At 58.7% G+C, this 24,008-nt stretch carries 25 protein-coding genes; 14 read left to right on the top strand and 11 right to left on the bottom strand.

Annotated elements, in window-relative coordinates:
• Window positions 1–71 precede the first annotated feature (71 nt).
• Window positions 72–1,202: a cell division protein ZapE gene (zapE, locus tag GRX76_RS07885; RefSeq protein ID WP_236250599.1), complete on the bottom strand. Its 1,131-nt coding sequence runs from the start codon at window positions 1,200–1,202 to the stop codon at window positions 72–74.
• 243 nt (window positions 1,203–1,445) lie between these two features.
• Here zapE and GRX76_RS07880 point away from each other — a divergent pair, with 243 nt between their 5' ends.
• Window positions 1,446–1,913: a YhcB family protein gene (locus GRX76_RS07880; protein ID WP_160152803.1), complete on the top strand. Its 468-nt coding sequence runs from the start codon at window positions 1,446–1,448 to the stop codon at window positions 1,911–1,913.
• Between the two features lie 110 nt (window positions 1,914–2,023).
• Here GRX76_RS07880 and sat read toward each other — a convergent pair whose 3' ends face one another.
• Window positions 2,024–3,214, bottom strand: a complete 1,191-nt coding sequence (sat, locus tag GRX76_RS07875; RefSeq protein ID WP_201276941.1) for a sulfate adenylyltransferase — start codon at window positions 3,212–3,214, stop codon at window positions 2,024–2,026.
• 197 nt (window positions 3,215–3,411) lie between these two features.
• Between sat and GRX76_RS07870 the strand changes: the two genes are divergently transcribed.
• Window positions 3,412–4,569 (top strand): S1C family serine protease, encoded by a 1,158-nt coding sequence (locus tag GRX76_RS07870; RefSeq protein ID WP_160152802.1) that lies wholly within the window; start codon window positions 3,412–3,414, stop codon window positions 4,567–4,569.
• A 57-nt stretch (window positions 4,570–4,626) separates the two neighbouring features.
• Here GRX76_RS07870 and hisD read toward each other — a convergent pair whose 3' ends face one another.
• From hisD to GRX76_RS07845, 5 genes are all read right to left on the bottom strand, one after another.
• Window positions 4,627–5,946, bottom strand: a complete 1,320-nt coding sequence (gene hisD, locus GRX76_RS07865) for a histidinol dehydrogenase (RefSeq protein ID WP_160152801.1) — start codon at window positions 5,944–5,946, stop codon at window positions 4,627–4,629.
• A gap of 95 nt (window positions 5,947–6,041) precedes the next feature.
• Window positions 6,042–6,668, bottom strand: coding sequence for an ATP phosphoribosyltransferase (hisG, locus tag GRX76_RS07860; protein WP_201276940.1), 627 nt, complete (start codon window positions 6,666–6,668; stop codon window positions 6,042–6,044).
• A 113-nt stretch (window positions 6,669–6,781) separates the two neighbouring features.
• Window positions 6,782–8,044 carry a UDP-N-acetylglucosamine 1-carboxyvinyltransferase gene (murA, locus tag GRX76_RS07855; protein ID WP_160152800.1) on the bottom strand — a complete coding sequence of 421 codons (1,263 nt, stop codon included), beginning with the start codon at window positions 8,042–8,044 and terminating at the stop codon, window positions 6,782–6,784.
• A 48-nt stretch (window positions 8,045–8,092) separates the two neighbouring features.
• Entirely contained in the window at window positions 8,093–8,326 is a 234-nt protein-coding gene (locus tag GRX76_RS07850; protein WP_160152799.1) for a BolA family protein, read from the bottom strand.
• A gap of 201 nt (window positions 8,327–8,527) precedes the next feature.
• A complete protein-coding gene (locus GRX76_RS07845) occupies window positions 8,528–9,184 on the bottom strand; it encodes a phospholipid-binding protein MlaC (protein ID WP_236250598.1) in 657 nt (218 codons plus the stop codon).
• Between the two features lie 649 nt (window positions 9,185–9,833).
• On the opposite strand from GRX76_RS07845, the gene GRX76_RS07840 reads away from it, so the two are divergent.
• The 12 genes from GRX76_RS07840 to yjgA all read left to right on the top strand — a co-directional run bounded on the left by GRX76_RS07840 (window position 9,834) and on the right by yjgA (window position 19,453).
• Window positions 9,834–10,805 carry a KpsF/GutQ family sugar-phosphate isomerase gene (locus GRX76_RS07840; RefSeq protein WP_160152798.1) on the top strand — a complete coding sequence of 324 codons (972 nt, stop codon included), beginning with the start codon at window positions 9,834–9,836 and terminating at the stop codon, window positions 10,803–10,805.
• Between the two features lie 132 nt (window positions 10,806–10,937).
• A complete protein-coding gene (locus GRX76_RS07835) occupies window positions 10,938–11,456 on the top strand; it encodes an HAD family hydrolase (protein WP_305075904.1) in 519 nt (172 codons plus the stop codon).
• A 92-nt stretch (window positions 11,457–11,548) separates the two neighbouring features.
• Complete coding sequence (gene lptC / locus GRX76_RS07830; protein WP_160152796.1) at window positions 11,549–12,112, top strand: LPS export ABC transporter periplasmic protein LptC; 564 nt, start codon at window positions 11,549–11,551, stop codon at window positions 12,110–12,112.
• Window positions 12,099–12,668: a lipopolysaccharide transport periplasmic protein LptA gene (lptA, locus tag GRX76_RS07825; RefSeq protein ID WP_160152795.1), complete on the top strand. Its 570-nt coding sequence runs from the start codon at window positions 12,099–12,101 to the stop codon at window positions 12,666–12,668. Before lptC ends, lptA begins: the two co-directional genes overlap by 14 nt.
• A 79-nt stretch (window positions 12,669–12,747) precedes the next feature.
• Window positions 12,748–13,473 carry an LPS export ABC transporter ATP-binding protein gene (lptB, locus tag GRX76_RS07820; protein ID WP_160152794.1) on the top strand — a complete coding sequence of 242 codons (726 nt, stop codon included), beginning with the start codon at window positions 12,748–12,750 and terminating at the stop codon, window positions 13,471–13,473.
• A 232-nt stretch (window positions 13,474–13,705) separates the two neighbouring features.
• A complete protein-coding gene (locus GRX76_RS07815; protein WP_160152793.1) occupies window positions 13,706–15,181 on the top strand; it encodes an RNA polymerase factor sigma-54 in 1,476 nt (491 codons plus the stop codon).
• 168 nt (window positions 15,182–15,349) lie between these two features.
• Window positions 15,350–15,643, top strand: a complete 294-nt coding sequence (gene hpf / locus GRX76_RS07810; protein ID WP_160152792.1) for a ribosome hibernation-promoting factor, HPF/YfiA family — start codon at window positions 15,350–15,352, stop codon at window positions 15,641–15,643.
• A gap of 74 nt (window positions 15,644–15,717) precedes the next feature.
• Window positions 15,718–16,179 (top strand): PTS IIA-like nitrogen regulatory protein PtsN, encoded by a 462-nt coding sequence (ptsN, locus tag GRX76_RS07805; RefSeq protein ID WP_160152791.1) that lies wholly within the window; start codon window positions 15,718–15,720, stop codon window positions 16,177–16,179.
• A gap of 108 nt (window positions 16,180–16,287) precedes the next feature.
• Window positions 16,288–17,151, top strand: a complete 864-nt coding sequence (gene rapZ / locus GRX76_RS07800; protein ID WP_160152790.1) for an RNase adapter RapZ — start codon at window positions 16,288–16,290, stop codon at window positions 17,149–17,151.
• 16 nt (window positions 17,152–17,167) lie between these two features.
• Window positions 17,168–17,437 (top strand): HPr family phosphocarrier protein, encoded by a 270-nt coding sequence (locus GRX76_RS07795; RefSeq protein WP_160152789.1) that lies wholly within the window; start codon window positions 17,168–17,170, stop codon window positions 17,435–17,437.
• Between the two features lie 65 nt (window positions 17,438–17,502).
• A complete protein-coding gene (gene mgtE / locus GRX76_RS07790) occupies window positions 17,503–18,870 on the top strand; it encodes a magnesium transporter (RefSeq protein WP_160152788.1) in 1,368 nt (455 codons plus the stop codon).
• Between the two features lie 52 nt (window positions 18,871–18,922).
• Window positions 18,923–19,453: a ribosome biogenesis factor YjgA gene (gene yjgA, locus GRX76_RS07785; protein WP_160152787.1), complete on the top strand. Its 531-nt coding sequence runs from the start codon at window positions 18,923–18,925 to the stop codon at window positions 19,451–19,453.
• A 31-nt stretch (window positions 19,454–19,484) separates the two neighbouring features.
• On the opposite strand, the gene GRX76_RS07780 is transcribed toward yjgA, so the two are convergent.
• The 4 genes from GRX76_RS07780 to GRX76_RS07765 form a co-directional block, all read right to left on the bottom strand.
• Entirely contained in the window at window positions 19,485–20,087 is a 603-nt protein-coding gene (locus GRX76_RS07780) for a lipase (RefSeq protein WP_160152786.1), read from the bottom strand.
• 156 nt (window positions 20,088–20,243) lie between these two features.
• Complete coding sequence (locus GRX76_RS07775; RefSeq protein WP_160152785.1) at window positions 20,244–22,931, bottom strand: RND family transporter; 2,688 nt, start codon at window positions 22,929–22,931, stop codon at window positions 20,244–20,246.
• A 94-nt stretch (window positions 22,932–23,025) separates the two neighbouring features.
• Window positions 23,026–23,307, bottom strand: a complete 282-nt coding sequence (locus GRX76_RS07770) for a SelT/SelW/SelH family protein (protein ID WP_160152784.1) — start codon at window positions 23,305–23,307, stop codon at window positions 23,026–23,028.
• A 60-nt stretch (window positions 23,308–23,367) separates the two neighbouring features.
• On the bottom strand, window positions 23,368–24,003 hold the full coding sequence (locus GRX76_RS07765) for a flavin prenyltransferase UbiX (protein WP_160152783.1): 636 nt from the start codon (window positions 24,001–24,003) through the stop codon (window positions 23,368–23,370).
• Between the last annotated feature and the right edge of the window lie 5 nt (window positions 24,004–24,008).

Raw genomic sequence — 24,008 nt, 5'->3', positions numbered from 1 at the left:
ACCAGTTATACCTCACCATCTCACCACCCGGAAGGGCCTACAACGCCCTGACAACATAGTGTCAGCACGCATCACTCTGGGCGGTGCGGCCTCGCCAGATATTCCCGGGATTGCATCTCCTGCAAGCGGCTTACGGTGCGCTCAAACTCGAACCGCAATTGGCGCCCGCCATACAGGGACTCCACCGGTTCGGCCGCGGAAATAACCAATTTGACGCAGCGGTCGTAGAATTCATCAATCAAATTAATAAAGCGGCGCGCCTGGCTCTCCATGCGCTCATCAAAACGCGGCACATTCGCCAGCAATACCGTGTGGAACTCCCGCGCCAGCTCGATATAGTCATTCTGCGAGCGGGGACCGTCGCAAAGCTCAGTAAATTCAAACCAGGCCACATCATCCGCCACACGGTTGGCAACAATCGGCCGCCCCTCGATATCCAGCTTTACCACTTCACGCACCTCGCAACCTTCCACCATCAGGTTACCGAACGACTGCTCCAGGCTGGCATCTGCCCCCGCGTCCAGTGGAGAATGGTAGAGCTCCGCCATCTCCAGTGCGCGCAGCCGGTAATCGACTCCGTTATCCACATTGATTACTTTGGTGTGCTCCTGCAGCAGGGCAATCGCGGGCAGAAAGCGCGCCCGCTGCAAGCCATCCTTATATAGTCCCTCAGGCACAATATTGGACGTTGCCACCAGGGTAACCCCCCGCTCGAACAGCGCCTGCAGCAAATTTGCCAGGATCATGGCATCGGTGATATCGGAGACAAAGAACTCATCGAAGCAGAGCACCAGCGCCCGCTCCGCAATCCGGTCGGCGACTTTTTCCAGCGGGTTCTTTTCCCCGGCCAGCGCCTTCAATTGCCGATGCACATCGCGCATAAACCGGTGAAAGTGAGTCCGCTGCTTGCGCTCGAGGGGCAGCGCTTCAAAAAAAGCATCCATCAGGTAGGTTTTGCCCCGCCCCACGCCCCCCCAGAAATACAGCCCCGTCTCCGGCCCGCTCGGTTTGCGCCAGATGCGCCGCAAACTGCCCACAAAACCGCCCTTGCGCCGATCGGCCAACAAGCGGTCGTACAAATCCTGCAATTCGGCAACGGCCGCCTTCTGCGCCGGGTCAGCAACAAAATCCGGGCGCTGCAAATCGCGCTCATAGCGCTGCATGGGTGTCATACGAGGGGGCGCAGACTGGCGCTGTTCCATGACCATCAATCCATAACCATTCATTAAACTTGAGAATACCTTGCGAAACTGGCGGCAGCGGAGGCGCGCATCATCACAGTCAAGCAAACACCGGAAAGCCGACCGGCCGGCAAGTGGCGCGCACTTTACCAAATCCGTCACGACTTGGCATAAACCTCAGCACAGCACCGCGGTTGGATTTGCGTATAATAAGGTCACCGTCACGGATGGCCGGTGCCACTTTTTATATGAGGAGGAAGTAACGTGCACTCAACTTCGATTTTAATTCTGGTCGGCGTCGCCGGCCTCGCCCTGGGAGCCCTGCTGGCCTTCCTCGCTACCCGCAGCCGCCAGAATATTGACCGCACCCAGGAGCTGGAACTGCGCCTGAAGGAAGCCAATACCAAACTGGAAGACTTCCAGTTGCAGGTCAACGAGCATTTTGACCAAACTGCACAATTGGTTCACAACCTGACCCAGAGCTATCGCGACGTGCACGAGTACCTCGCCAACAGCGCCATGCGACTGTCGAGCCAGGATATCGGTCGCCAGATGCTGGAGGCCGGCAGCGGCAAATTGAGCGACAACGACGACAACCTTCGAGTGCTCCCCCCCAGAGACTGGGCCCCTAAAGAGCCGGGCGCCAAAGGCACCCTATCTGAAGATTTCGGCCTGGACAAAGAGCAGACAGCGCCAACGCCCGCGCCGACGGCAGAGGTGGTGAACCGTTAGATATTGCCGAGCAACTAACATCAGCGCTTTCGGGCGCGCACAAAAAAAGGCGGGTGATACCCGCCTTTTTTTGGCTATTCGAAGCTCAAAGCTTCACAGACCCTGGTACTTCACAGGCTCTGGTAATAGTCCATCAAGATCTGGGCAACTTCCGGGCGAGAGAACTCCGGAGGCGGCGCAATGCCGTTACCCAGCATTTCACGGACCTTGGTACCCGACAGCAGAATAAAGTCGTCTTTGGTGTGATCCGGCACATCGCGCATCATCACCACGCGATTCAGCTTTTTCGAGTAAGCAGTGTGGTCCGCACGGAAGATTTCAATCTCCAGCGCACCTTCCGGCACCTTGTCATCAAAGATGGTCTGCGCATCGAAAGCGCCGTAGTAGTCACCCACACCGGCGTGGTCACGACCAACAATCAGGTGGCTACAGCCACAGTTTTGACGGAACACCGCATGCAGCACCGCTTCCCGCGGGCCGGCGTAGAGCATGTCAAAGCCATAACCAGTAACCATCACGGTATTTTTCGGGAAGTAATCTTCCACCATTTTCCGAATGGAAGCGTCGCGTACGTGTGCGGGGATATCACCGGGCTTCAGCTTACCCAGCAGCATGTGAATCAGCACACCGTCCGCATCTACCGCTTCCAGGGCCATTTTGCACAGCTCCTCGTGGGCGCGATGCATCGGGTTACGGGTTTGGAAAGCAACCACTTTGCTCCAGCCGTGCTCAACGAATTCATTGCGAATTTCCACTGCGGTACGGAACGTATCCGGGAAGTCAGACTGGAAATAGCTGAAATTCAGCACTTCAATAGAGCCAGAGATCAACTGGCGGCCGGCGCCTTTGAAAGTAGCCACACCCGGGTGGGCATCATCCAGGGTACCGAAAACGTGTTCGGCGATGGTGTTGATCTGCTCGTCGGTTACCGTCTCGATGGCATCCACGTCCATGATCGCCAGCACCGGGTTGCCCTCTACATTGGGGTCGCGCAGCGCAATGCGTTTCACTCCGGCGATGGCCGAAGTGTCTTCCACCATGTTTACCACCGGCACCGGCCAGAACAGGCCATCCGCGGTGCGCAGGGTTTCCGCAACACTCAGGGTGTCTGCCAGGTTCATGTAGCCGTGCAGTGGGTTGAAGTAACCCGCCCCCAGCATCACGGCATTGGCTGCCGCGGCGGAACTGACCACGATGGACGGCAGGGACTCCGCCTCGTGCATCAGCTGATGATGACGCTCACTGTCGTAAACAAAGCGGGGCTGCAGCTCGACACTGCCGTGCGGGCGAACCAGAGACATAGACACTCCTGGGATATATGGGCAAAAATTGAACAGGTTCAACGAAATTTTTTGAGCGCCACATTATACGGATTACCACGCCAGCACCAAGTAGCCTGAGCGTATCTCCGACTGCCGGAATAGAACACTTAGCGAGCACTTTAGAACCGAAAAGCACATAAAAAGGCGTATAATGGCCACAAACCAAGGAGCTGTCGGTGTCACCACAACGATTTCTACAAGACTGGGCCATCCCGGCCGCCATTGGCCTGCTGGTAGCCGCAGCACTGTTACTCGCCTTTCCGCACCTGCGCACTCAGGATCAATCCGCTCCTGCAGCCGGTGACGCCCAGGGACCAATCTCCTACGCCAGTGCTGTCAACCTGGCGGGCCCTGCCGTCGTCAACATTTTCACTCGCAAAAAAGTTTCCCAACAGCGCTCCCCGTACGCCAATCACCCGCTGGCCAATCACCCCCTGTACCGCCACTGGTTTGACAAAATGAACCAGCTTCAGCAGGAGCGCATGGCGGCCAATCTGGGATCCGGGGTTATCGTCAATGAAGAAGGCTATGTACTGACTAACTACCACGTGATCGCCGCTGCGGAAGAAATTGCCATCGTGCTGTCGGACGGTCGCGAGGCCCAGGCCAGGATCGTGGGCTCCGATTCAGACTTCGACCTCGCGGTCCTGAAAATCGACCTCGACAATCTGACCGCTATCGCTGTTGGGGAACCAGACAAGACACAGGTGGGGGATGTAGTACTGGCGATCGGCAACCCCTTCGGTGTCGGGCAAACAGTCACCCAGGGAATCATCAGCGCTACCGGCCGCGACCTCAGTAATACGGGGACCGGCAGCTATCTATTGAACTTCCTGCAAACCGATGCCGCCGTTAACCCAGGCAACTCTGGCGGTGCCTTGGTCGATGCGCGCGGTAAATTACTGGGGATAAATACTTCAATCCTGAACCAGAGCGGCTCGGTCGGCGGTATCAGCTTTGCGATTCCCGCCAATATCGCCCTCAAAATCATGCAGGACATTATTGAATTTGGAAGAGTGGTTCCCGGCTGGCTGGGTATTGAGGCACAGACGCTGTCTCCGCAGCTTGCCCGCTCCTTCAACCTGGCCTCGACCAACGGTGTCATCATCACCGCCATCTACAACCAGGGGCCTGCCGATCAGGCCGGCTTGAAACCAGGGGATGTGATCACCCACATCAATGACGACCCGATCAACGACGGCAAGCATGGTATTGCAGCAATGGCCACGCTCAGACCTGGAGAAGTGGTAAGCATCATCTATGTGCGCAACGGTGAGATACGCACCACGCAAGCGACGGTATCCGAGCGGCCTCAATCCCGCAGCCGCAGCTAACAATCCAAGACACTAGGGCGCGAAGCGTGCGCTGGCGCCCCTAACCGATCAGCCTGTTCAGCTTTGTATTTCCTCAGCCAACCGATACTCCGCAGACCGGGCGTGCGCATCCAGCCCCTCGCCCTTGGCCAGAGTTGATGCAACGCGACCGAGGGTATCTGCCCCTTGCGGCGAACAGTAGATGATGGAGCTGCGCTTCTGGAAATCATAAACCCCCAGGGGCGACGAAAAGCGCGCTGTGCCGCTCGTGGGCAACACATGGTTGGGGCCCGCACAATAATCCCCCAGGGCTTCTGCGGTGTAACGCCCCAGGAAAATTGCACCTGCGTGACGGATCTGGGGTAGATATTGCTCCGGGTCATCCACCGAGACCTCCAAATGCTCGGGGGCTATTCGGTTGCCGATTTCTATCGCCTGGGCGATATCACTGACCAGGACTAATGCTCCGCGGTCGGCAATGGAGCGATTGGCAATTTCATTGCGGGGCAATTGCTGCAGCAGTTTCTGCAAAGACACCTCTACGGCGTCCAGGAAAGCGGCATCCGGGCACAACAGGATCGACTGTGCCTGCTCATCGTGCTCCGCCTGGGACAACAGATCCATGGCAATCCAGTCCGGATCGGTTTTTCCATCGCAAATCACCAGGATCTCGGAAGGCCCGGCAATCATGTCGATGGCGACCTGGCCAAACACCGCACGCTTGGCTGAAGCAACGAAAATATTTCCCGGTCCGACAATCTTGTCGACCCTGGCGATAGACTCAGTGCCATACGCCAAAGCCGCGACTGCCTGGGCGCCGCCAACGGTATACACCCGATCCACTCCGGCAATGGCCGCGGCGGCCAGCACCAGGTCATTGAGCTGGCCATCCGGGGCCGGCACCACCATCAAAACCTCATCCACTCCGGCCACTTTCGCCGGGATCGCATTCATCAGCACGGACGACGGATAGCTGGCTTTCCCCCCAGGCACGTAGATACCCACACGCTCCATCGGGGTAATCTGCTGTCCTAGGATGGTGCCATCGTCCTCCTGGTACTGCCAAGACGACTGCAGCTGATGTTCGTGATACGCACGCACGCGCTTGGCCGCAATTTCCAGCGCCATCCGCTTTTCCGCAGGAATCCGCTCCAGCGCGGACTGCAGGTCTGACTGCTGCAGGCAAAATTCCGCCGCCCCTTGCAGGTTTCGACGATCAAAGCGATTGGTGTACTCGACCAGTGCCGCATCACCCCGCGCCTTCACCTGCGCCAGAATTTCTGCCACCACGGTTTCGACCTGATGATCCGCCACCGACTCCCAGGCCAGCAGACGATCGAGGCTCTCGGAAAACTCCGGGCTGCCGGCGTCCAGCCGGCGGATGGAAAAATCACTCATAACACTTATTTCGAAATGTAGTCGCTCGAATTGCAACGAAGCCGGGGCATTCGTCGCAGCTGCCCTGTAATCGTGACTAGCGCGGCTTTATACCTTTACGCCTTTACGGCCTGAGCCAGCTGCTCAATCAGCGCATTGATCGGGCCGTATTTCATTTTCATGGAGGCCTTGTTCACGATCAGGCGGCTGCTGATATCGGCAATTTTCTCACGAGCTTCGAGGCCGTTTGCCTTGAGGGTATTGCCGGTATCCACGATATCCACGATCTCGTCCGCGAGATCCATCAGCGGTGCCAGCTCCATTGCGCCGTACAACTTGATGATATCTGCTTGGCGCCCCTGAGCGGCGTAATAGCGTTTGGCCGACTGCACAAATTTTGTGGCCACCTTGATACGGCCGCTGGGCAGGGCTGCACCCTTAATACCCGCTGTCATCAACTGACAGCGGGCAATGTTCAGATCCAGGGGCTCGTAAATATTGCTGTCATCATGCTCCAGCAGGTTATCTTTGCCAGCCACCCCCATATCGGCGGCCCCATGCTGTACGTAGGTGGGCACGTCCGAACCGCGCAGGATCAGCAAGCGCACATTTTCCTGATTGGTTGCAAAAATAAGCTTGCGGCTCTGGGTAATATCTTCCAGCGGCTCGAGACCGGCAGCAGCCAGCAGCGGCAGCGTTTCCTTGAGAATACGCCCCTTGGTCAGGGCAATAGTGATCTGCATAGCGATTATATTTATCTGAAAGGCCCGCCTACAGCGGGCAGGAAAGCAGTGCCAGCCCCTTTATCCCCCGGACCTGGCACCCCTTGGATTCGCTGATTATAAAGCGGCGGCCATCAGCCGGGAACACGGCGAATATTCGCACCCAGCTGCTGCAACTTCTCCTCAATGCACTCGTAACCACGGTCGATATGGTAGATCCGATCCACGATAGTCGTGCCCTCTGCCACCATACCCGCAATCACCAGGCCAGCAGAGGCGCGCAGGTCAGATGCCATCACTGGCGCGCCCTTCAACTTTTCCACACCGGTGACGATGGCGGTATTCCCTTCGAGTACAATATTCGCGCCCATGCGATTCAGCTCATGGGCTTGAATCAGGCGGTTCTCGAAAATCGTTTCCACCACCGCACTTTTGCCCTCAGCCACCGCGTTGACCGCCATGAACTGGGACTGCATATCCGTCGGAAATGCCGGATAAGGCGCCGTGCGGAAGCTCACCGCTTTAGGGCGATTGCCCTTCATGTCCAGCTCAATCCAGTCGGGACCTATCCCGATATGGGCACCAGCCTCTTCGAACTTCACCAGTACCGCATCCAGGATATCCGCGCGGGTGTGGGTCAAACGGACCTTGCCCCTAGCTGCAGCCGCCGCGGCCAGAAAGGTGCCGGTTTCGATACGGTCCGGCATCACCGGGTAGGTACAGGGAGACAGACGCGGCACGCCGTGCACGCGGATGGTGTCGGTGCCCGCACCCTCGATCTGGGCACCCATGGCGATCAGGAAATCGGCCAGGTCCACAATCTCCGGCTCCCGCGCAGCGTTGTGCAGCACGGAAGTGCCATCGGCGAGCGCCGCAGCCATCAGCAGGTTTTCAGTGCCGCCTACGGTCACCTTTTCCATCACGATATTGGCACCCTTGAGGCGACCATTGCTCCGCGCGCGAATAAAGCCCTCATCGATGGTGATCTCCGCCCCCATGGCCTCCAGGCCCTTGAGGTGGATATCCACCGGGCGACTGCCGATGGCGCAGCCTCCGGGGAAGGACACATTGGCCACCCCGTGGCGAGCCAATAGCGGCCCCAGCACCAGAATCGATGCGCGCATGGTTTTCACCAGCTCATAGGGAGCGGTCAATTCATTCACCGAACGGGGGTCTATTTCAACGCCCAGCTTTTCGTCGATGGTGATATCGGCTCCCATGCAGCGCAACAGAGTGATCATGGTGGTGATATCGTTGAGGTGCGGCAGGTTCTGAATCTGCACTGGACCATCTGCCAGCAGTGCAGCCGCCAGGATTGGCAGTGCCGAGTTCTTGGCTCCGGAGATTTTCAGGGTTCCGGAAACGGGGCTTCCCCCTTCGATAATCAGCTTATCCATTCGAACTGCTTTCCCTTTGCGAAGCAGTAACTCCCGATAACACAGGAATCACTGACCGGCCTCTTCTGGTGTCAGGGTTTTCATCTGCACGGCGTGCAGTGAGCCATCGGCAATCTTGTCGGCCAGTGCGCCATAGACCAACTGCTGCTTTTTCAAGCGACTGAGGCCAGCGAAAGCTTCACTGATCACGGTCAGCTGCAGGTGACTACCTTCAAAGGCGACCTCAACCTGGCTATCGGGAATTTGCCCTTCAATCAGGGACTTGATTTGATCTGGTTGCATAGGTGGGACTTAGAATCGGAGTTAAAACAGCGCGCAAGTGTACTGGAATACAGTATCCCGCGCAGCCCGAGCCGCTACGGCAGCCCCGGCCAAGACACCGGATGCGACACGCGGGTCCGGTGTCGCATCCATCGTGGGTACTTACAAGAGTGCCTACAAGGGTGCTTACATGAGCACTTAAACAGGCACTTATACCGGCGCTTAGCGCGCGTCGTCGGCGACGTTGTCCGCCGCCGACCAGTTGGCAATCACTTTATCGATGTCACCGCCATTGGCCTGCATCGCCTGGGAGAACTGCCCACGGAACGTCTTTCCGAGATTGACCCCGTTTAGGATGACGTTGATCAGCTTCCACTGACCACTGCGATTGCGCACCAGGGTGTAAGAGACCTTGGTCAACCCTTCCTGGCTGCGGACTTCCTGCAGCACATTCACACGATTACTGCTGGGCGCAGTACCCGGGTTTACAACCTTTACATCCATAGTGCCAAAGGTCGCCACACCACGGGCAAAAGTGGCAACAAGGTCACGGCGGAAAGTGCTGGCAAACTTCGCTCTTTGCGCAGGCGTTGCCTGTTTGGCATAGCTGCCCATGACACCGCGAGCGATGAAATCAAAGTCCACCACCGGGGCAAGTACTCGGTCGATGGCCGCGTAATAGCGCTGCGGACTGGAGTTGACATGTTGCCCCTCTGCGCGAATGACGCCGAGCAATTCGCCTGAGACACGCTCAATCGTTGTATATGGATTTTCAGCTGCGGCAGCAAAAGGTGCCAAGCAGCACAGCAGAATGGCGGAAAACAGCACTTTGGCCTTGCACGCCATTCTATCTTGGATGGTCATAGTGAGTGCACTCACAGAATATCTCCCATTGGCAATTCGTCCCTTTGGATGCACACAACACCAAAAAGTGTCATGGCGACGCCAAAAAATCACGCTGGCGGCGATGGAGAGGCGTAATGTCCACTCAGCCCGACTCCGCAGCTGACAATAGCGGCGGCAAACTATACCATTGCGCCGCATCTAACAAGCGGCACTGGGTCACTTTCCCACTGCCACCGAGTGCGCCCCGGCACGACTGCATCACCGGGGAAGCAAGAGACTACCGGGCACCCGACAATGCCGGGAGGCAGCGACAAACTCCCAGCTCAGTGAACCAATAGACCGAAACCCTGTCCGTCATTGAACAACCAGGGTTTAGCAATCTGGGCGCCTACACATATATAGACGTAAAACGCTTGCGCAGCAGTCGCCCGAGTGGACCAACGGCCGCTGCGACGAACTGGCACCAGCGAACACTGCCGGCTAATTACTGCCTGCTATTAGTGAAAGGTTAGCACGTCAGATCGCCTCACAAGGGACCGCGCCCCGGGAAAGGGAAACCACAATATAGCGTTGGGCAATACCCGCAGGGCAGCCACATGAAATATGGCTTCTCTACACTGAACGGGATGACACAGGCAGCCGCCCGCAACTACCACCCAGCAGAATCCACGCGAGAGATGTAATGGGAAAAGATCGGATCATTCAGGCCGGACGCCGCACCATAGCAATGGAAACTGCCGCAGTAGCGGCACTGGAAGCGCGTATCGGTGAAGACTTTCACAAGGCCTGCGAGCTGATGCTCGCCTGTCGCGGGCGTGTGATCGTCTCCGGCATGGGCAAATCCGGACACATCGGCCGTAAAATTGCCGCCACCCTCGCCAGCACAGGCACCCCCAGTTTCTTCGTGCACCCCGGCGAGGCCAGTCACGGCGACCTGGGCATGATCACCCGACAGGATCTGGTCGTCGCCATATCGAATTCAGGTACATCGGCAGAAGTACTCACTTTGCTGCCGCTGTTGAAGCGCCTGGGAATCCCCATGATCAGCATGACCGGCAAGCCGGACTCCCCGCTCGCCCAGTCTGCGGATGTCAACCTCGATATCGCGGTAGAGACAGAGGCCTGCCCGCTGAACCTGGCGCCGACATCCTCTACCACCGTTACCCTCGTCATGGGGGATGCCCTGGCGGTTGCACTGCTGGAAGCCCGCGGCTTCACCGCCGAGGATTTCGCCTTTTCACACCCGGGCGGCGCCCTCGGCCGGCAATTACTGCTCAAGGTCGAAGATGTAATGCACGCGGGCGATGAACTGCCCCAGGTGGCACCGGAAACGCACCTTTCCCAGGCCCTGCTGGAAATGACCAGCAAAGGTTTTGGTATGACCACCGTGGTGGACGGCAAGGGTCAGCTGCTGGGCGTATTTACCGATGGCGACCTGCGCCGGGTAATCGACCAGAAATTTGAACTTAATAGCGCCACCATGGAACAGGTCATGAGCCGCCGCCCGAAGACGGTCAGCGCCCAGACCCTGGCCGCGGAAGCCCTGCGTATTATGGAAGACAACAAGATCACCGCGCTGGTGGTCGAAGACCCTGAGCACCACCCGATTGGGCTGCTGCATATGCACGATATACTGCGCGCCGGCGTTATCTGACCCGCAGCCCTGTCATCGCAGCCCAAATAAAGGGCACACGACAGGCAGATTGATAGAGCGATAAAAGGCTTAACCTTGAACCAGCAAAACGAAACACAGCAAACCGCTGCACAGTACGCGACCGAGGAAGAAATTCACCACAAGCTTTCCCGGGTACGCCACCTGATTCTCGATGTGGATGGCGTACTCACCGATGGCCGCCTGTATTTCGACAACCACGGCAACGAACTGAAAACCTTCCACACCCTGGATGGCCACGGTATCAAGATGCTGCAGCAATCCGGTGTCGCCGTCGCCATCATTACCGGGCGCCGCAGTTCCCTGGTGGAAAAGCGCGCTCACGACTTGGGAATTACCCGGCTGATTCAAGGGCGCGAAGACAAGTTCAGAGCCTTTCAGGAGCTGTTTGCCAACGAGGCTTTCGACCTGGAACAGATCGCTTACGTAGGCGACGACTACCCTGACCTGCAGCTGATGACGCGGGTCGGCTGCCCCATCGCCGTCCCCAACGCCGCGCAGCCAGTACTGGACAGGGCCCTGTTTGTCACCCAGCGCAGCGGTGGTGCGGGCGCCGTAAGGGAAGTCTGTGACCGCATCATGCAGGCTCAGGGCACTTTCGACGCCGCCCTGGCACCCTACCTGGCCAATTGAACCCGGCCGGCGGAAGCGAAAGTCATCGACATCAAAAACAGCGGGCAACTGTCAGGCCCGTCAGCAGAATATTGAAAGGAAAGCGATAGCTCATGCGCACCTGGTTACCACTGGTCATAGTGGTCGCACTTGTTTCCCTGGGGCTCTGGTTTGCAGAGAGCCCGCCCAAGCAGCTGCTCGGCAAACGGCCGACGCAGCAGGACCACAACAAAGCGGCCGACCTGATCATCCGCGACGCCCGCACCCGCCACTTCAATGTCGAGGGGACCCTGGCTTACGAAGTGGACGCCGAGCGCATCACCTTTTTCCAGTTTGCGCGCCGGGACAGAGCCGACCTTACGGAGCCAAGGATGATGTTTTATCAGGGGGAAAGCTCCAAGTGGCGTACTGAGTCTCGCTCCGGTGTCGCCTATGACAACGGGCAGAAAGTAGTGCTGGAAGGCGACGTTTCCATCAAGGAACTGCCACAGCCCGGCATCACCCTACGCACCCCCAAGATCGTGATAAAGCCGCGAGAAGAATTCGCCGAGACGGACAAAGTTGTTACCATTACCGACGGCCCTAATCGCACTACCGGCAAAGGCCTGCGTGCCGATCTCAAACAAGACACGGTAGAAATTCTGTCTGATGTGGAAAGCAGCTATGAAACCCGTTGATTTGTCCCGCACCTTGCTGCTTCGCAGCGCCTTTCACAGCGCCTTTCGCGGCCTGTGTACAGCCGCACTGTCGTCTGTGTTATTGCTCGCCGCCAATGCCCAGGCGCTGCCAAATGATCGCGAGCAACCGGTCAAGGTCTCGGCTGACAACCTGGAAGCCAATCGCAGCAAGAACCTCTCCGTATACAGTGGCAATGTGGTCATCTCCCAAGGGTCGCTACAGATACGCGCCGACCGGGTGGAAGTACACGGTAACGCCCAGGGGGAGATCAACAAGGTGGTAGCCACCGGCAAGCCGGCGCACTTCCAGCAGCAAGTAGAAGAAAGCACCACCCCGGTAAAAGCCCGCGCCCAACGGATCGAATTCCTGGTTGGGAGCGATGCACTGCAGCTCACCGGCGAAGCCTTCGTGGATCGCGACGGCAACACCCTGTCTGCCGAACGCATCGACTACGACCTCAACAGCGAACAGATGACGGCCCAGGGCCAGTCGGAGAAGAAACGGGTGGAAATGATCTGGAAACCGGAAGGTAAAACTTCGGACAACAGCCAGTAACGCCACAACCAGCAAGCCCCGCGACAGCAAACATCAGCAAGACGAGGCGGTTGCATCCGCCCAGATACCGGAATTCACTATGCCGACGCTCAAAGCGTTACATCTCGCCAAGCAGTACAAAAAACGCAAAGTCGTCCAGGATGTCTCCGTGAGCGTATCCAGTGGCCAGGTAGTTGGCCTCCTGGGACCCAATGGCGCCGGTAAAACCACCTGTTTCTACATGATCGCCGGCCTGGTGCAGGCAGACGACGGCCAGGTGATGATCGACAGTGAAGACATCACCGGGCTGTCCATGCACGGCCGCGCCCGCAAAGGTATTGGCTACCTACCTCAGGAAGCCTCCGTATTCCGCCGCCTGTCGGTGCAAGACAACATTCTCGCCATCCTGGAAACACGCAAGGACCTCAATCGCAGCCAGCGCAAAGAGCACTTGGAATCCCTGCTCGAAGAATTCCATATCACGCACATCCGCGAGAGCCTCGGCATGGCGCTGTCCGGCGGCGAACGCCGCCGGGTTGAGATTGCCCGAGCCCTGGCCACTAACCCCGCCTTTGTGCTGCTGGATGAACCCTTTGCTGGGGTAGACCCCATCTCCGTCAACGACATCAAACAGATCATCCGTCATCTGCGGGATCGCGGTATCGGCGTGCTCATCACCGACCACAATGTGCGCGAGACCCTGGATATCTGTGAAACCGCCTACATCGTCAGTGAGGGCCATATCATCGCCTCAGGCAACCCCAAAGACGTGGCCGAAAACAAGCAGGTGAAAGACGTCTATCTGGGACACGAATTCACCATCTGAGCACCATCACGTGTATTTATCAGCTTTTCTCACTCTTCGGCTGATACCCATCACAATTTCGTAAAGAGTGACCGAAGGGACGAAATTTTTCGGCACGCTTATTGCTTAACGTGCCTCTTGAGTTCCGTTTTGCCCCGGGGTAGTCTGCAGGAAATGAGCTTTCCGCCGCCGCTTCAAGCATCAAATTTGTCGCAGTGGCCCAACGCCAGATTTTTCTGCCGGCAAACTCCCTATGAAGCAGTCACTCCAGTTAAAACTCGGCACTCAGCTGACCATGACGCCACAGTTGCAACAGGCTATTCGCTTGCTGCAACTGTCGACGCTGGACCTGCAACAGGAAATCCAGTCCGCCCTGGATAGCAATCCGCTGCTGGAGTCCGATTTCGAAGAGCACGCCGGTGAAGCCCCCCAGGAACAGAACACCCCCGCCACCTCCGAGCGCCAGGAGCGCGAAGCCGCCAACGCCGACAGCGTCCGCGAAGCGCAGGCCGAGGCCGGTGTGGACGGCGACTGGAACGGGGAAATTCCCGACGACCTGCCCGTCGACACCCGCTGGGACGACATTTACACCAACAGCAGCTACAGCGGCGGCGACGCAGAAGAGTATGCGCTGGAGCAACGCAACGCGGTCTCGGAGAGCCTGCAGGATCACCTGCTGTGGCAACTTAACCTCACTCCCCTGACCGATGGCGACAAGCTGATCGGCGAAGCCCTGATCGACGCCATTGCCCCCAACGGTTTTCTGGATGCCGACCTGGACGAGCTGGCCGCAGCGCTGGACGTGGAAACCGATGAAGTTCTGGCAGTACTGAAAACCATCCAGCATCTGGAACCGGTCGGATGTGGCGCACGGGACCTGCGCGAGAGCCTGCTGTTGCAATTGCGCCAACTCCCCGAGCAGACGCCCTGGCTGGCCCAGGCGCAGGCGATTGTCGGCCAACACCTGGACTTGCTGGGCAAGCGGGACTTCCGCCAGCTCAGCCGCCGCACCCGCCTCAGCGAGACACAGCTGGGCGAGGTGATGCGCCTGATCCAGACGCTCACGCCTTACCCGGGTGAAGCCTTCGGCGGCGAAGAGCCGCAATACGTGGTGCCGGATGTGATCGTCAGCCGCCGGGAACAGCGCTGGGTGGTGGAACTGAACCCGGAAACCACCCCCAAACTGCGTATCAACGACACATACGCGGCGCTGATCAAGCGCGCGGACAACTCCAATGAAAATAACTACCTGCGCGACAATCTGCAGGAGGCACGCTGGTTCCTGAAAAGCCTGCAGAGCCGCCATGAAACCCTGCTGAAGGTCGCCAGCTGTATCGTGGAGAAACAGCGGGGGTTTTTCGAGCAGGGCCCGGAAGCCATGAAACCCATGGTGCTGGCAAATATTGCCGAAACCATCGGCATGCACGAATCCACCATTTCCCGGGTCACCACGCAAAAATACATGCTTACGCCGCGCGGTGTGTTCGAACTCAAGTATTTCTTCTCCAGCCATGTGAGCACCGACTCCGGCGAGGACGCCTCCTCCACCGCCATTCGCGCTCTGATTCGCAAGCTGGTGGATGCGGAGCAGCCACGCAAGCCACTGTCGGACAACAAGATCACCCAGGAGCTGGATGCCCAGGGCATCAAGGTGGCCCGCCGCACCGTAGCCAAATACCGCGAATCCATGGGAATCCCCTCCTCCAGCGAGCGAAAGCGACTGGTCTAACCAGTCCAGTCACCAACTGGTGGCGCCACACCCCTCTCCCGGTCAGTTTCTGGACAACCAATGGCCAGACATTGAGTGTATCCTTCCATTCTGGCGCACTTCCTAGTAGGGTTGCCGCCCTGTGCGGGGGTGCCACCGGATTGTGTTGTACCCTTTGAGGAGATTTCCATGCAGATCAATATCAGTGGCCACCATGTAGACGTTACTCCGGCCATTCGCGATTACTGCCTGACCAAACTGGACAAGCTCTCCCGCCACAATGACCTGATCACCAACGCCCAGGTCACTCTGTCCGTCGACAAACTTATCCAGAAAGCCGAGGCGCGGGTTCACGTGAACGGCAACAAGGATATTTTTGCGGATTCGGAATCTGAGGACATGTACGCAGCGATCGACTCGCTGTCCGACAAACTCGACCGGCAGCTGCTGAAACACAAAGAAAAGTTACGCAGTCACCGGTAGTTTTCACTAGCCGTTAGACAACTGGCAACTTGCGGGCTCACGCCCGGCAGGTTGCGCCAGATCATTAGTAAGTTATGACACTGGAAGCATTACTCTCTCCCCGCCTAAGCCTTTGCCACCTGGCGGGGAGCAGCAAAAAAAAGCTGCTGCTCAATATCGCCCAGGCGATCTCAGAAGAATACCCCGATCTGGATTCCGACACCGTCTTCAACCAGTTGGTTGCCCGGGAGCGCCTGGGCTCCACCGGCATCGGTGAAGGCGTGGCCATTCCCCACTGTCGCCTGCCCGGCTGCGAGCGCCCGATTGGCGTCCTCTGCACCACATCGCCAGCAGTCGACTTCGATGCTATCGACCGCCAGCCCGTAGACCTGCTGTTTGCCCTGCTGGTACCGGAAGACTCCGACCAGGAACACCTGGACACCCTGGCCGAGATCGCCGCCCTGTTCAGCGATAGCCGTGTGCGCGAAAAACTGCGTGAGGCCACCACCAGCGACGACCTCTACGCGCTGGCCATCAACAGCGCTGCCGCGGCATAATAACGCCACTCGACCCGGACTAAGGTCCTGGCATTCGACCATCGTTGCCCCGGCAGCCGCATCGCGCGGTCTCATGCAGTGAATTCAAAAGCAAGGAGCGCTTGTTCTATGCGACTGGTAATCATCAGCGGCCGCTCAGGCTCTGGAAAGAGTTCCGCCCTGCAGTTGCTGGAGGATGTCGGTTTCAACTGTATCGACAACCTCCCCGCCAGCCTGCTCCCTGAGCTGGTTCGCCGGGTGTCGGAACAGCCCCAGGAAAACACCCAGTTGGCCCTCGGTATCGATGCCCGCAATCTGTGGCACGATGTGCGCCAGGCACCCAAGGTGATTGAAGATCTGCGGGAAAGCGGCATCGATTGCGATGTCATCTACCTGGACGCCCGCTCACCGATACTGGTACAGCGCTTCAGTGAAACCCGCCGCAAGCACCCCCTCAGCGACAGCCGTACCCACCTGCTGGAAGCCCTGAACCACGAGAAAGAACTGCTCGCGCCGCTGTCGGCCATGGCCGACCTGGTGATCGACACCAGCAGCCTCAGCCTGCACCAGTTGCGCGACCAGGTGAAATCCCGCGTGGTGGGCAAAGACTCCCCGGGTATGGCAATACTCTTCCAGTCCTTTGGCTTCAAGCACGGGGTACCGGTGGATGCGGACCTGGTCTTCGACCTGCGCTGCCTGCCCAATCCCTACTGGGTCGCCGAGCTGCGCAACAAGACCGGCATGGATCCGGAAGTGGCCGAATTCCTGCGCTCACACCAGGAAACCGAAGATATGCAGCGGGACATCACCGCCTTCCTCGAGCGCTGGCTGCCGTCCTACCAGCAGAGTAACCGCAGCTATACCTCCGTCTCTATCGGCTGCACCGGTGGCCGCCACCGTTCCGTGTACATGGTGGAGCAGCTGGCCAAACACTTTTCCAGCGAATTCAAAAACATCCAGATACGCCACCGCGAACAGCAGAAACACGCCTGACAAACAGAACAGTCCCATGCAGAAAAGCCGAATCACCATCATCAACAAACTGGGCCTGCACGCCCGTGCCGCCAGCAAGTTTGCCCAGACCAGCGCACGCTTTTCTTCCGAAGTAAAAGTGCATTGCCAGGGCAAAGCGGTGGATGGCAAAAGTGTGATGGCGCTGATGCTGCTGGCCGCGGGCAAAGGTATAGAACTGGAACTGGAAGTGTGCGGTCGCGATGAGGATGCCGCGCACGAGGCGATTTGCGCACTGATCAATGACCGTTTCGGGGAAGGTGAATAACCGCTCCCGACCGCTGCCCGCTATAATGCCCGCACTTTAACGCCAGCCAGACAGCAGGAATCTCTGTGCCCAATCCCGTCACTGCCGACATCAAGTTCAGCGCCCAGAATCAGCTCGGTGAGCTGTTTGCGGCACTGGACAGCGGCACCGGGCGCGAAGTGCAGCGGATGCTGCATTCCCTGTCACCCCAGAGCATCGCCCAGCTATTGGAGAGCTCGCCGCCCCGTATTCGCCAGGTCCTGTGGAAACTGATCGACCGCGAAGTGGAAGGCGAAGTACTGCAGGAGCTGACCGACGAGGTACAGAGCCAGATCCTCGCCACCATGGACACCGAAGAAATGGTGGCCGTGATGGAAGGGCTGGATGCGGACGACGTTGCCGACATACTGCAGCAGCTGCCGGACCGGGTAATGGCAGAAGTGCTCTCGGCCATGAGCGAGAGCGACCGCCAGCGAGTAGAAAGTGTACTCGCCTACGACGAGGAAACCGCCGGCGGTCTAATGGATACGGACACCGTATCCGTGCGCCCTAACCTGACGCTCGACGTGGTCTTGCGCTACCTGCGCCGCCACGCGCAATTGCCAGAATCCACGGATAACCTGTTCGTGGTCAACCGCCAGGACAGGTTCATCGGCCTGCTGCCGCTGACCAAACTGCTGACCACCGATCCATCGGTGACGGTACGGGAAGTCATGCTCACCGATGCCGACCCTATTCCCGCGGATATGCCGGACCACGAGGTCGCACAGCTGTTTGCAAAATACGACTGGATCACCGCGCCGGTGGTGGATGAGCACAACCGCCTGCTGGGGCGTATTACCATCGATGATGTGGTGGACGTGATCCGCGAGGACGCCGACCACTCGCTGATGAGCCTCGCCGGCCTCGACGAGGAAGAAGATACCTTTGCCCCCGTCCTGCGCACCGCACCGCGGCGCGCCGTGTGGCTCGGCATCAACCTGCTGACCGCGCTGCTCGCCTCCTGGGTCATTAACCTGTTCCAGGACACCATCGACAAGGTGGTGGCACTGGCGGTGCTGATGCCAATTGTGGCCAGTATGGGCGGCGTGGCCGGCAGCCAGACCCTGACCGTGGTGATCCGCGGTATGGCCCTCGGCCAGATTGGGCGCAGTAACCTGAGCTGGCTACTGTCCCGGGAGCTGGGCTCCGGCGCCCTCAACGCCCTGCTCTGGTCCACGGTCATGGGCGCCATTGCTGCGCTCTGGTTTGGGGATCACCGCATTGCACTGATTATCATTGCCGCTATGCTGATCAACCTGATCACCGCTGCTCTCGCCGGCGCCATATTGCCGGTTGCCCTGCGGGCGATGCGCATAGACCCGGCACTGGCCGGTGGCGTCGCCCTGACCACGGTGACCGATGTGGTGGGCTTTATGTCTTTCCTCGGCCTCGCCACCTGGTTTTTTGCCTGACGCCGACCGCGCCCAGGCTCCGTTTTTCCATATCCCGTTTCAGAGATACACAATGCACAACTCCGACGATTTCGACGCTTTTGATGAGTTTGATGACGAGAATTACAAAAGCAAAACCCAGGTCAAACAGGAAATGCACCAGCTGCAGGATCTGGGCAAGCAGCTGACCGAGCTCAACGCCAACAAGCTGGCGGAAGTACCCATGGATGCCGATCTGGCGGAGGCCATCGCCACCATGCACCGGATCAAATCCCGCGAGGCCAAGCGTCGACAGCTGCAATACATCGGCAAGTTGATGCGCAAGGCCGATGTGGAAGCCATTGAGGCAGTGCTGAACAAACACAAGGAACAGGATCACCTGCACCTGCGTTTCGACCGCATGGCCGAAGAATGGCGCCAGCGCCTACTGGAGCAGGGGAAAGAAGCCCAGAGTGCGTTTTTCGATAGTTTTCCCGGCGCCGACCACCAGCAGCTGCGCGCGCTGATCCGGGAGTCCAACAAGGAAATCGCCAACAACAAGCCACCCAGCAACCAGCGCAAACTGTTTCGCTACCTGCGGGACTTTTTTATGCAGCAGAGCTAGTTCATGCAGCAGAGCTAGTTGCTGCCGCCGGCTAGTCGCTCGCTTTGAGGACGTCCGCCAGTTCCGCGGACACAATATCGATAACCGCAGGGTTCTGGGGTACCCAGCGATGCAGGCTGACCGGTACCTGATAGGTCTTGCCCAGCGGCAACCGGGAGCTGGTGTGGGGCACGATGGTGGTATCGTAGGGCGTCCAGATGGATACGGGCGCGGCGCTCTCCAACATCGCCGCATCCCGGTTCAGGCCACTGAGGAATTCGCTGCCGATACGCAACTGCCGGCCGCCCTTGTAGGGCAGCAAATGCGCCCACAAGCTACCGAAGTGGGGACTGGAAAGGGCAATAAACTTGTGTACTTTTTCCGCACCCCCGAGCCTCTGCAAGTAGTAGCGCGCGACTATCCCGCCCATGCTGAAGCCTACCAGCGCGCAGGTATCCCCCTTTTCAGTCACCTCTTCCACCAGCTCGCCCAATTGCTGGGCCATGGGCTCCATCCCGTACCAGCCACTGTTGGTTTTCAGGTTGATACTGTGTGCGGCAAAACCGGCCCGATCCAGGGCCCCTTCCATTCTGCGCATGGACTTTCCCCGGTCGAAGATACCGGGAATCAGTATGGCAACGCGGCTTTTTGGCATTTTTGCATCACCTTGTTCGCGGGAAATTTATACAGAGCTGCCCAGTAAGGTTAGAAGGCCGCAGCCGTAAGCGGAAAACAAATCGGGCCCGGGGATAGAATCCGCGGGCCCGAATGGCGATCACTGAAAAGCTGCCGATCTATCAACGTCAACCTATCAGCTAGGACAGGCCTCCACCGCCGCGACCGGCTTTCCCGGCAGAGTCTCCTCGGCAGGTTTCGGCAGCGGCTTGATCAGCACCAGCAGCAGCGGCAGCAGGGTCAGGGAACCCAGCAGGGCTGCGGTCATCGCCAGCGCCGTCAGCAACCCAAAATAGATCGACGGCACGAACTTGGACAGCGCCAGGATCGAGAAGCCCGCGATAATGGTGATGGCGGTGTAGAACATGGCCCGGCCGATAGTGGCGTGACTGCGATGCATGGTCGCCACATAGTCACCATCTTTGGCAAATTCCTCGCGGAAGCGGTACAGGTAGTGGATGGCATGATCCACACCGATACCCACGGTAATCGCCGCAATGGTGATGGTCATCATATCCAGCGGGATATTCGCCAGGCCCATACCACCCAGTACCACACAGGCCGCCAGCATATTCGGCACCAGCGCGATCACCGCCAGCCACAGGGAGCGGAAGAGCACCAGGAACATCAGCAGAATGCCGGCAAAAACCGCACCCAGAGTGAGAATCTGGGACTTGAACAGGCTTTGCAGCATATTGTTGTAGAGCACCAGCATACCGGTCTGGCGAACATCCGCCGAGGCAATACCCAAGTCACTCTCGGCAAAGGCGTAAATACGCTGGATCAGCTCATCCCGGCGCAGGTTGGGGTCCGTCTCCTTCACCCGCATGGTAATCCGGGCCTGCTGGTTCTCCGGCGACCAGTAGGGGTGTACCAGTACCTGGTTGATTTCCTCCGGCAGACTCTGGCGGGCAATCGCCAGCTCGAAGTCATTCAACCCGCCATCGTTCAGATCCTGGGCCACCTTGTACAGGGTCGCCAGGGACTGCACCTTGCCAATTTCCGGCTGTGCCTCGAGGAAGTCGTGCAGCTTTTCAATCTGGTTCAAACCGGCAACGGTAAACCAGTAGGCGTCCGGCGACTGGCTGTCACTACCGCCGGCGAAAGGATCATCGGCCGCGAAAGGATCTTCCGCGGCGAAGGGGTCTTCCGCAGCAAAAGCATCCTCTTCTGCGCTCTCGGCAATTTCTTCGCCGTCGCCAGCCCCTTCACTGCCGTACTCTTCACCACCAATCTCTTCACCGCCAAATTCGGCACCAAACGGGTCTTCTTCGCCTTCACCCTCCCCCTCAAAAGCGGGCGCGGACTGCTCCGGCTTGTTCAGCACCACATCCAGGTTGATGGTGCCGCCCAGGCGCTGGTCGATCACCAGCATCCCCTGATAGATCTCGGTGGAATCATCGAAGTAGTCGATAAAGCGGTTTTCCACTTTCAGGCGGGTGATGCCCACGGCGCTGATAATGGCCGCCACCACCGCCACGCCCAGCACCACACCTTTGTGGTTTTCCGCGAAACGGGAAAAGATCTGGGTAAAGGCGTGGGAGTTATCTTCCCCCTGCCCGGCGTCGCGCTTTCTGAGCAGCATCAGGCTGGCGGGAATAATCAGGAAAGACAGAAGCAGCGCCAGGATGACCCCCATGGTCATCATCCAGCCAAAATCGATCACCGGACGGATACCGCTGACCACCAGTGAGATAAACGCCACCATGGTGGTCAAACCGGTGTACAGGCACGGCTTGGCCATAAAGGTCACGGTCGCCGAGGCCAGCTGGAAACGATCCCACTCGGGGTGCTCGGCGAAATATTCGCGGTAGCGCACCGCCAGGTGAATGGTGATCGCCAGGGTAATGATCAGCAGCAGCGCAACGAAGTTGGCGGAGATCACCGTGAGGCGCCAGTCGAGCCAGCTCAGCAGCCCCAGCATCATCACCGCCGTGGTCACACAGGTGACCAGCGGCAGCAACACCCAGCGGGCCTGACGGAAGATCAGTAGCAGGGTAACCACGATAAAGACCAGAATGCCCGCGCCGAACACCATCAGGTCGCTCTGGATGAACGCGATCATGTCAGAGGTGATCATGGTGAGACCACCGAGGAACAGCTCCGCGTTGTCATCGTAGTGGCTCAGGATCTGGCGCACCTCTTGCACCCGGTCCCGGGCGGCGTCTTCCTGCGCGGTGCGGTGCATCAGGTACTCGGCAGAAACGGCTTCCAGGCGCCGGGTTTCTTCCGCATTCAGGCCCTTTTCGTTGCGCTGGCGACGCAGGGCATCGCGCTCGCGCACCAGGTCCAGACCCGCTTTATCCAGCTCGAGGTTGAGCATCATGGCGGTGGTCTCGCCATCGGGGCTCAGGATCAGGTCCTTGTAGATGGGGCTTGCCAGAAATTCTTGGCGCACCAGGTCGCGGTCGACCCCGGGAGCAGACAGGGTACGGATACCCTCTGCCACATCGCTAATGGAGAGCTTGGGGCTGTATAACAGCGGCACATTGAGTACCGACTGCACCCCGGTGACGCCATCCACCATTGCCAGCTCGTCCTGCAGGCGACGCATGGTCGCGAGGGATTCGTCACTGAAGAGGTCGCCATTCTTATAGCGGTAGGTGACAACGAGGAAGTCGCCGGAGTTGTAGCGCTCGGAAATCTCGCGGAAGAAATCCAGCGAGTCGTCCGTTTCCAGGGTCAGGGAATCCGCCGATGCATCCAGTTTGAAGCGAGGCAGCCCCGCCGCGGCGGCAATGGTCAGCAATGCGACCAGTGCGAGTACCGTTTTCGGGTGCCCGAGCACCAGCTTTTCATACCAGGTCTTTAAGCCCAACAGCATAATGAGTTCGCTTATCGTGAAATGATGAAAGTGCGATCTACACGCACTGACAATGTTGATTCGTGCTTTCTTGTTCGCCGATGTTCAGAACCGGCTACTTGTCCACATGACCCAGATCCCGCTCCGGGAACAATAGGTCACGCACCTTTTGTTTGAGCTCTTTCGGCCCCGGGAAACCCCCGTCGCGCTTGCGCTCCCAGATCAGCTGGTCACCGACCCGTATCTCGAAGATACCGCCAGTACCCGGCTTCAAGGCGACCTGCTCCAGGTCCTCGGCAAAGGTGTAGAGCAGTTCCTGCGCCATCCAGGTGGCTCGCAGCATCCAGTTGCACTGGACGCAGAAATGAATGGTGACGCTTCGGTCCAGATTCGCCATCAAGCCCCTCCCAGTAATAAACAGGCAGTAAACCGATAAATATCCCGTTCAGCCGTGACCTCAGCCATCGCCCCAGGGGGGTAACAGTGACTGCTCCACGTCGAGCTGGCTCATGATCCGCGCCACTACAAAGTCCACCAGGTCCTCCACCGTCTGCGGCTTCTGGTAGAAGCCCGGGCTGGCCGGCAGTACCACGGCGCCCATGCGGGTGAGCTTGAGCATATTCTCCAGGTGGATCTCGGAATAAGGCGCCTCGCGCGGCACCAGGATCAACTGGCGGCGTTCTTTGAGTGCAACATCCGCCGCCCGTTCAATCAGGTTGTTCGAGGCACCGCAGGCAATGGCCGACAGGGTCCCACCGCTGGCCGGGCAGATCACCAGGCTGCTGGCGGCTCCAGTGCCGGAGGCCACCGGCGAGAACCAGTCGCGGCGTCCGAACAACGTCAGCTGTCCCTCCTCCGCGGCATACAGGTCACGCAGGAATGCCTCGGTCTGCCCCTCGTCTTCCGGCAGGGTTACCTCGGTTTCGGTGTCGATCACGATGCGCGCGGCATCGGAGAGCAGCAGCCACACCCGCACCCGCGCTGCCAGCAGACACTGCAGCAGGCGCAGGCCGTACTGGGCGCCGGAGGCACCGGTGATGGCGAGGGTGACGGTCTTGGAAAACGTTATTTCGGGCCAAGTTGTTTCGGGCAAAGTTG

This window comes from Microbulbifer sp. ALW1, from assembly GCF_009903625.1.
Lineage (GTDB): Bacteria > Pseudomonadota > Gammaproteobacteria > Pseudomonadales > Cellvibrionaceae > Microbulbifer.
This window is presented reverse-complemented; position numbering and strand designations above follow the sequence as displayed.

Coding starts and splice junctions, on each gene's coding strand:
- zapE (WP_236250599.1), bottom strand. CDS start 1,202: ATGGAACAGCGCCAGTCTGCGCCCCCTCGTATGACACCCATGCAGCGC.
- sat (WP_201276941.1), bottom strand. CDS start 3,214: ATGTCTCTGGTTCGCCCGCACGGCAGTGTCGAGCTGCAGCCCCGCTTT.
- hisD (WP_160152801.1), bottom strand. CDS start 5,946: ATGAGTGATTTTTCCATCCGCCGGCTGGACGCCGGCAGCCCGGAGTTT.
- hisG (WP_201276940.1), bottom strand. CDS start 6,668: ATGCAGATCACTATTGCCCTGACCAAGGGGCGTATTCTCAAGGAAACG.
- murA (WP_160152800.1), bottom strand. CDS start 8,044: ATGGATAAGCTGATTATCGAAGGGGGAAGCCCCGTTTCCGGAACCCTG.
- GRX76_RS07850 (WP_160152799.1), bottom strand. CDS start 8,326: ATGCAACCAGATCAAATCAAGTCCCTGATTGAAGGGCAAATTCCCGAT.
- GRX76_RS07840 (WP_160152798.1), top strand. CDS start 9,834: ATGGGAAAAGATCGGATCATTCAGGCCGGACGCCGCACCATAGCAATG.
- lptC (WP_160152796.1), top strand. CDS start 11,549: ATGCGCACCTGGTTACCACTGGTCATAGTGGTCGCACTTGTTTCCCTG.
- lptA (WP_160152795.1), top strand. CDS start 12,099: ATGAAACCCGTTGATTTGTCCCGCACCTTGCTGCTTCGCAGCGCCTTT.
- lptB (WP_160152794.1), top strand. CDS start 12,748: ATGCCGACGCTCAAAGCGTTACATCTCGCCAAGCAGTACAAAAAACGC.
- GRX76_RS07815 (WP_160152793.1), top strand. CDS start 13,706: ATGAAGCAGTCACTCCAGTTAAAACTCGGCACTCAGCTGACCATGACG.
- hpf (WP_160152792.1), top strand. CDS start 15,350: ATGCAGATCAATATCAGTGGCCACCATGTAGACGTTACTCCGGCCATT.
- ptsN (WP_160152791.1), top strand. CDS start 15,718: ATGACACTGGAAGCATTACTCTCTCCCCGCCTAAGCCTTTGCCACCTG.
- rapZ (WP_160152790.1), top strand. CDS start 16,288: ATGCGACTGGTAATCATCAGCGGCCGCTCAGGCTCTGGAAAGAGTTCC.
- GRX76_RS07795 (WP_160152789.1), top strand. CDS start 17,168: ATGCAGAAAAGCCGAATCACCATCATCAACAAACTGGGCCTGCACGCC.
- yjgA (WP_160152787.1), top strand. CDS start 18,923: ATGCACAACTCCGACGATTTCGACGCTTTTGATGAGTTTGATGACGAG.
- GRX76_RS07780 (WP_160152786.1), bottom strand. CDS start 20,087: ATGCCAAAAAGCCGCGTTGCCATACTGATTCCCGGTATCTTCGACCGG.
- GRX76_RS07775 (WP_160152785.1), bottom strand. CDS start 22,931: ATGCTGTTGGGCTTAAAGACCTGGTATGAAAAGCTGGTGCTCGGGCAC.
- GRX76_RS07770 (WP_160152784.1), bottom strand. CDS start 23,307: ATGGCGAATCTGGACCGAAGCGTCACCATTCATTTCTGCGTCCAGTGC.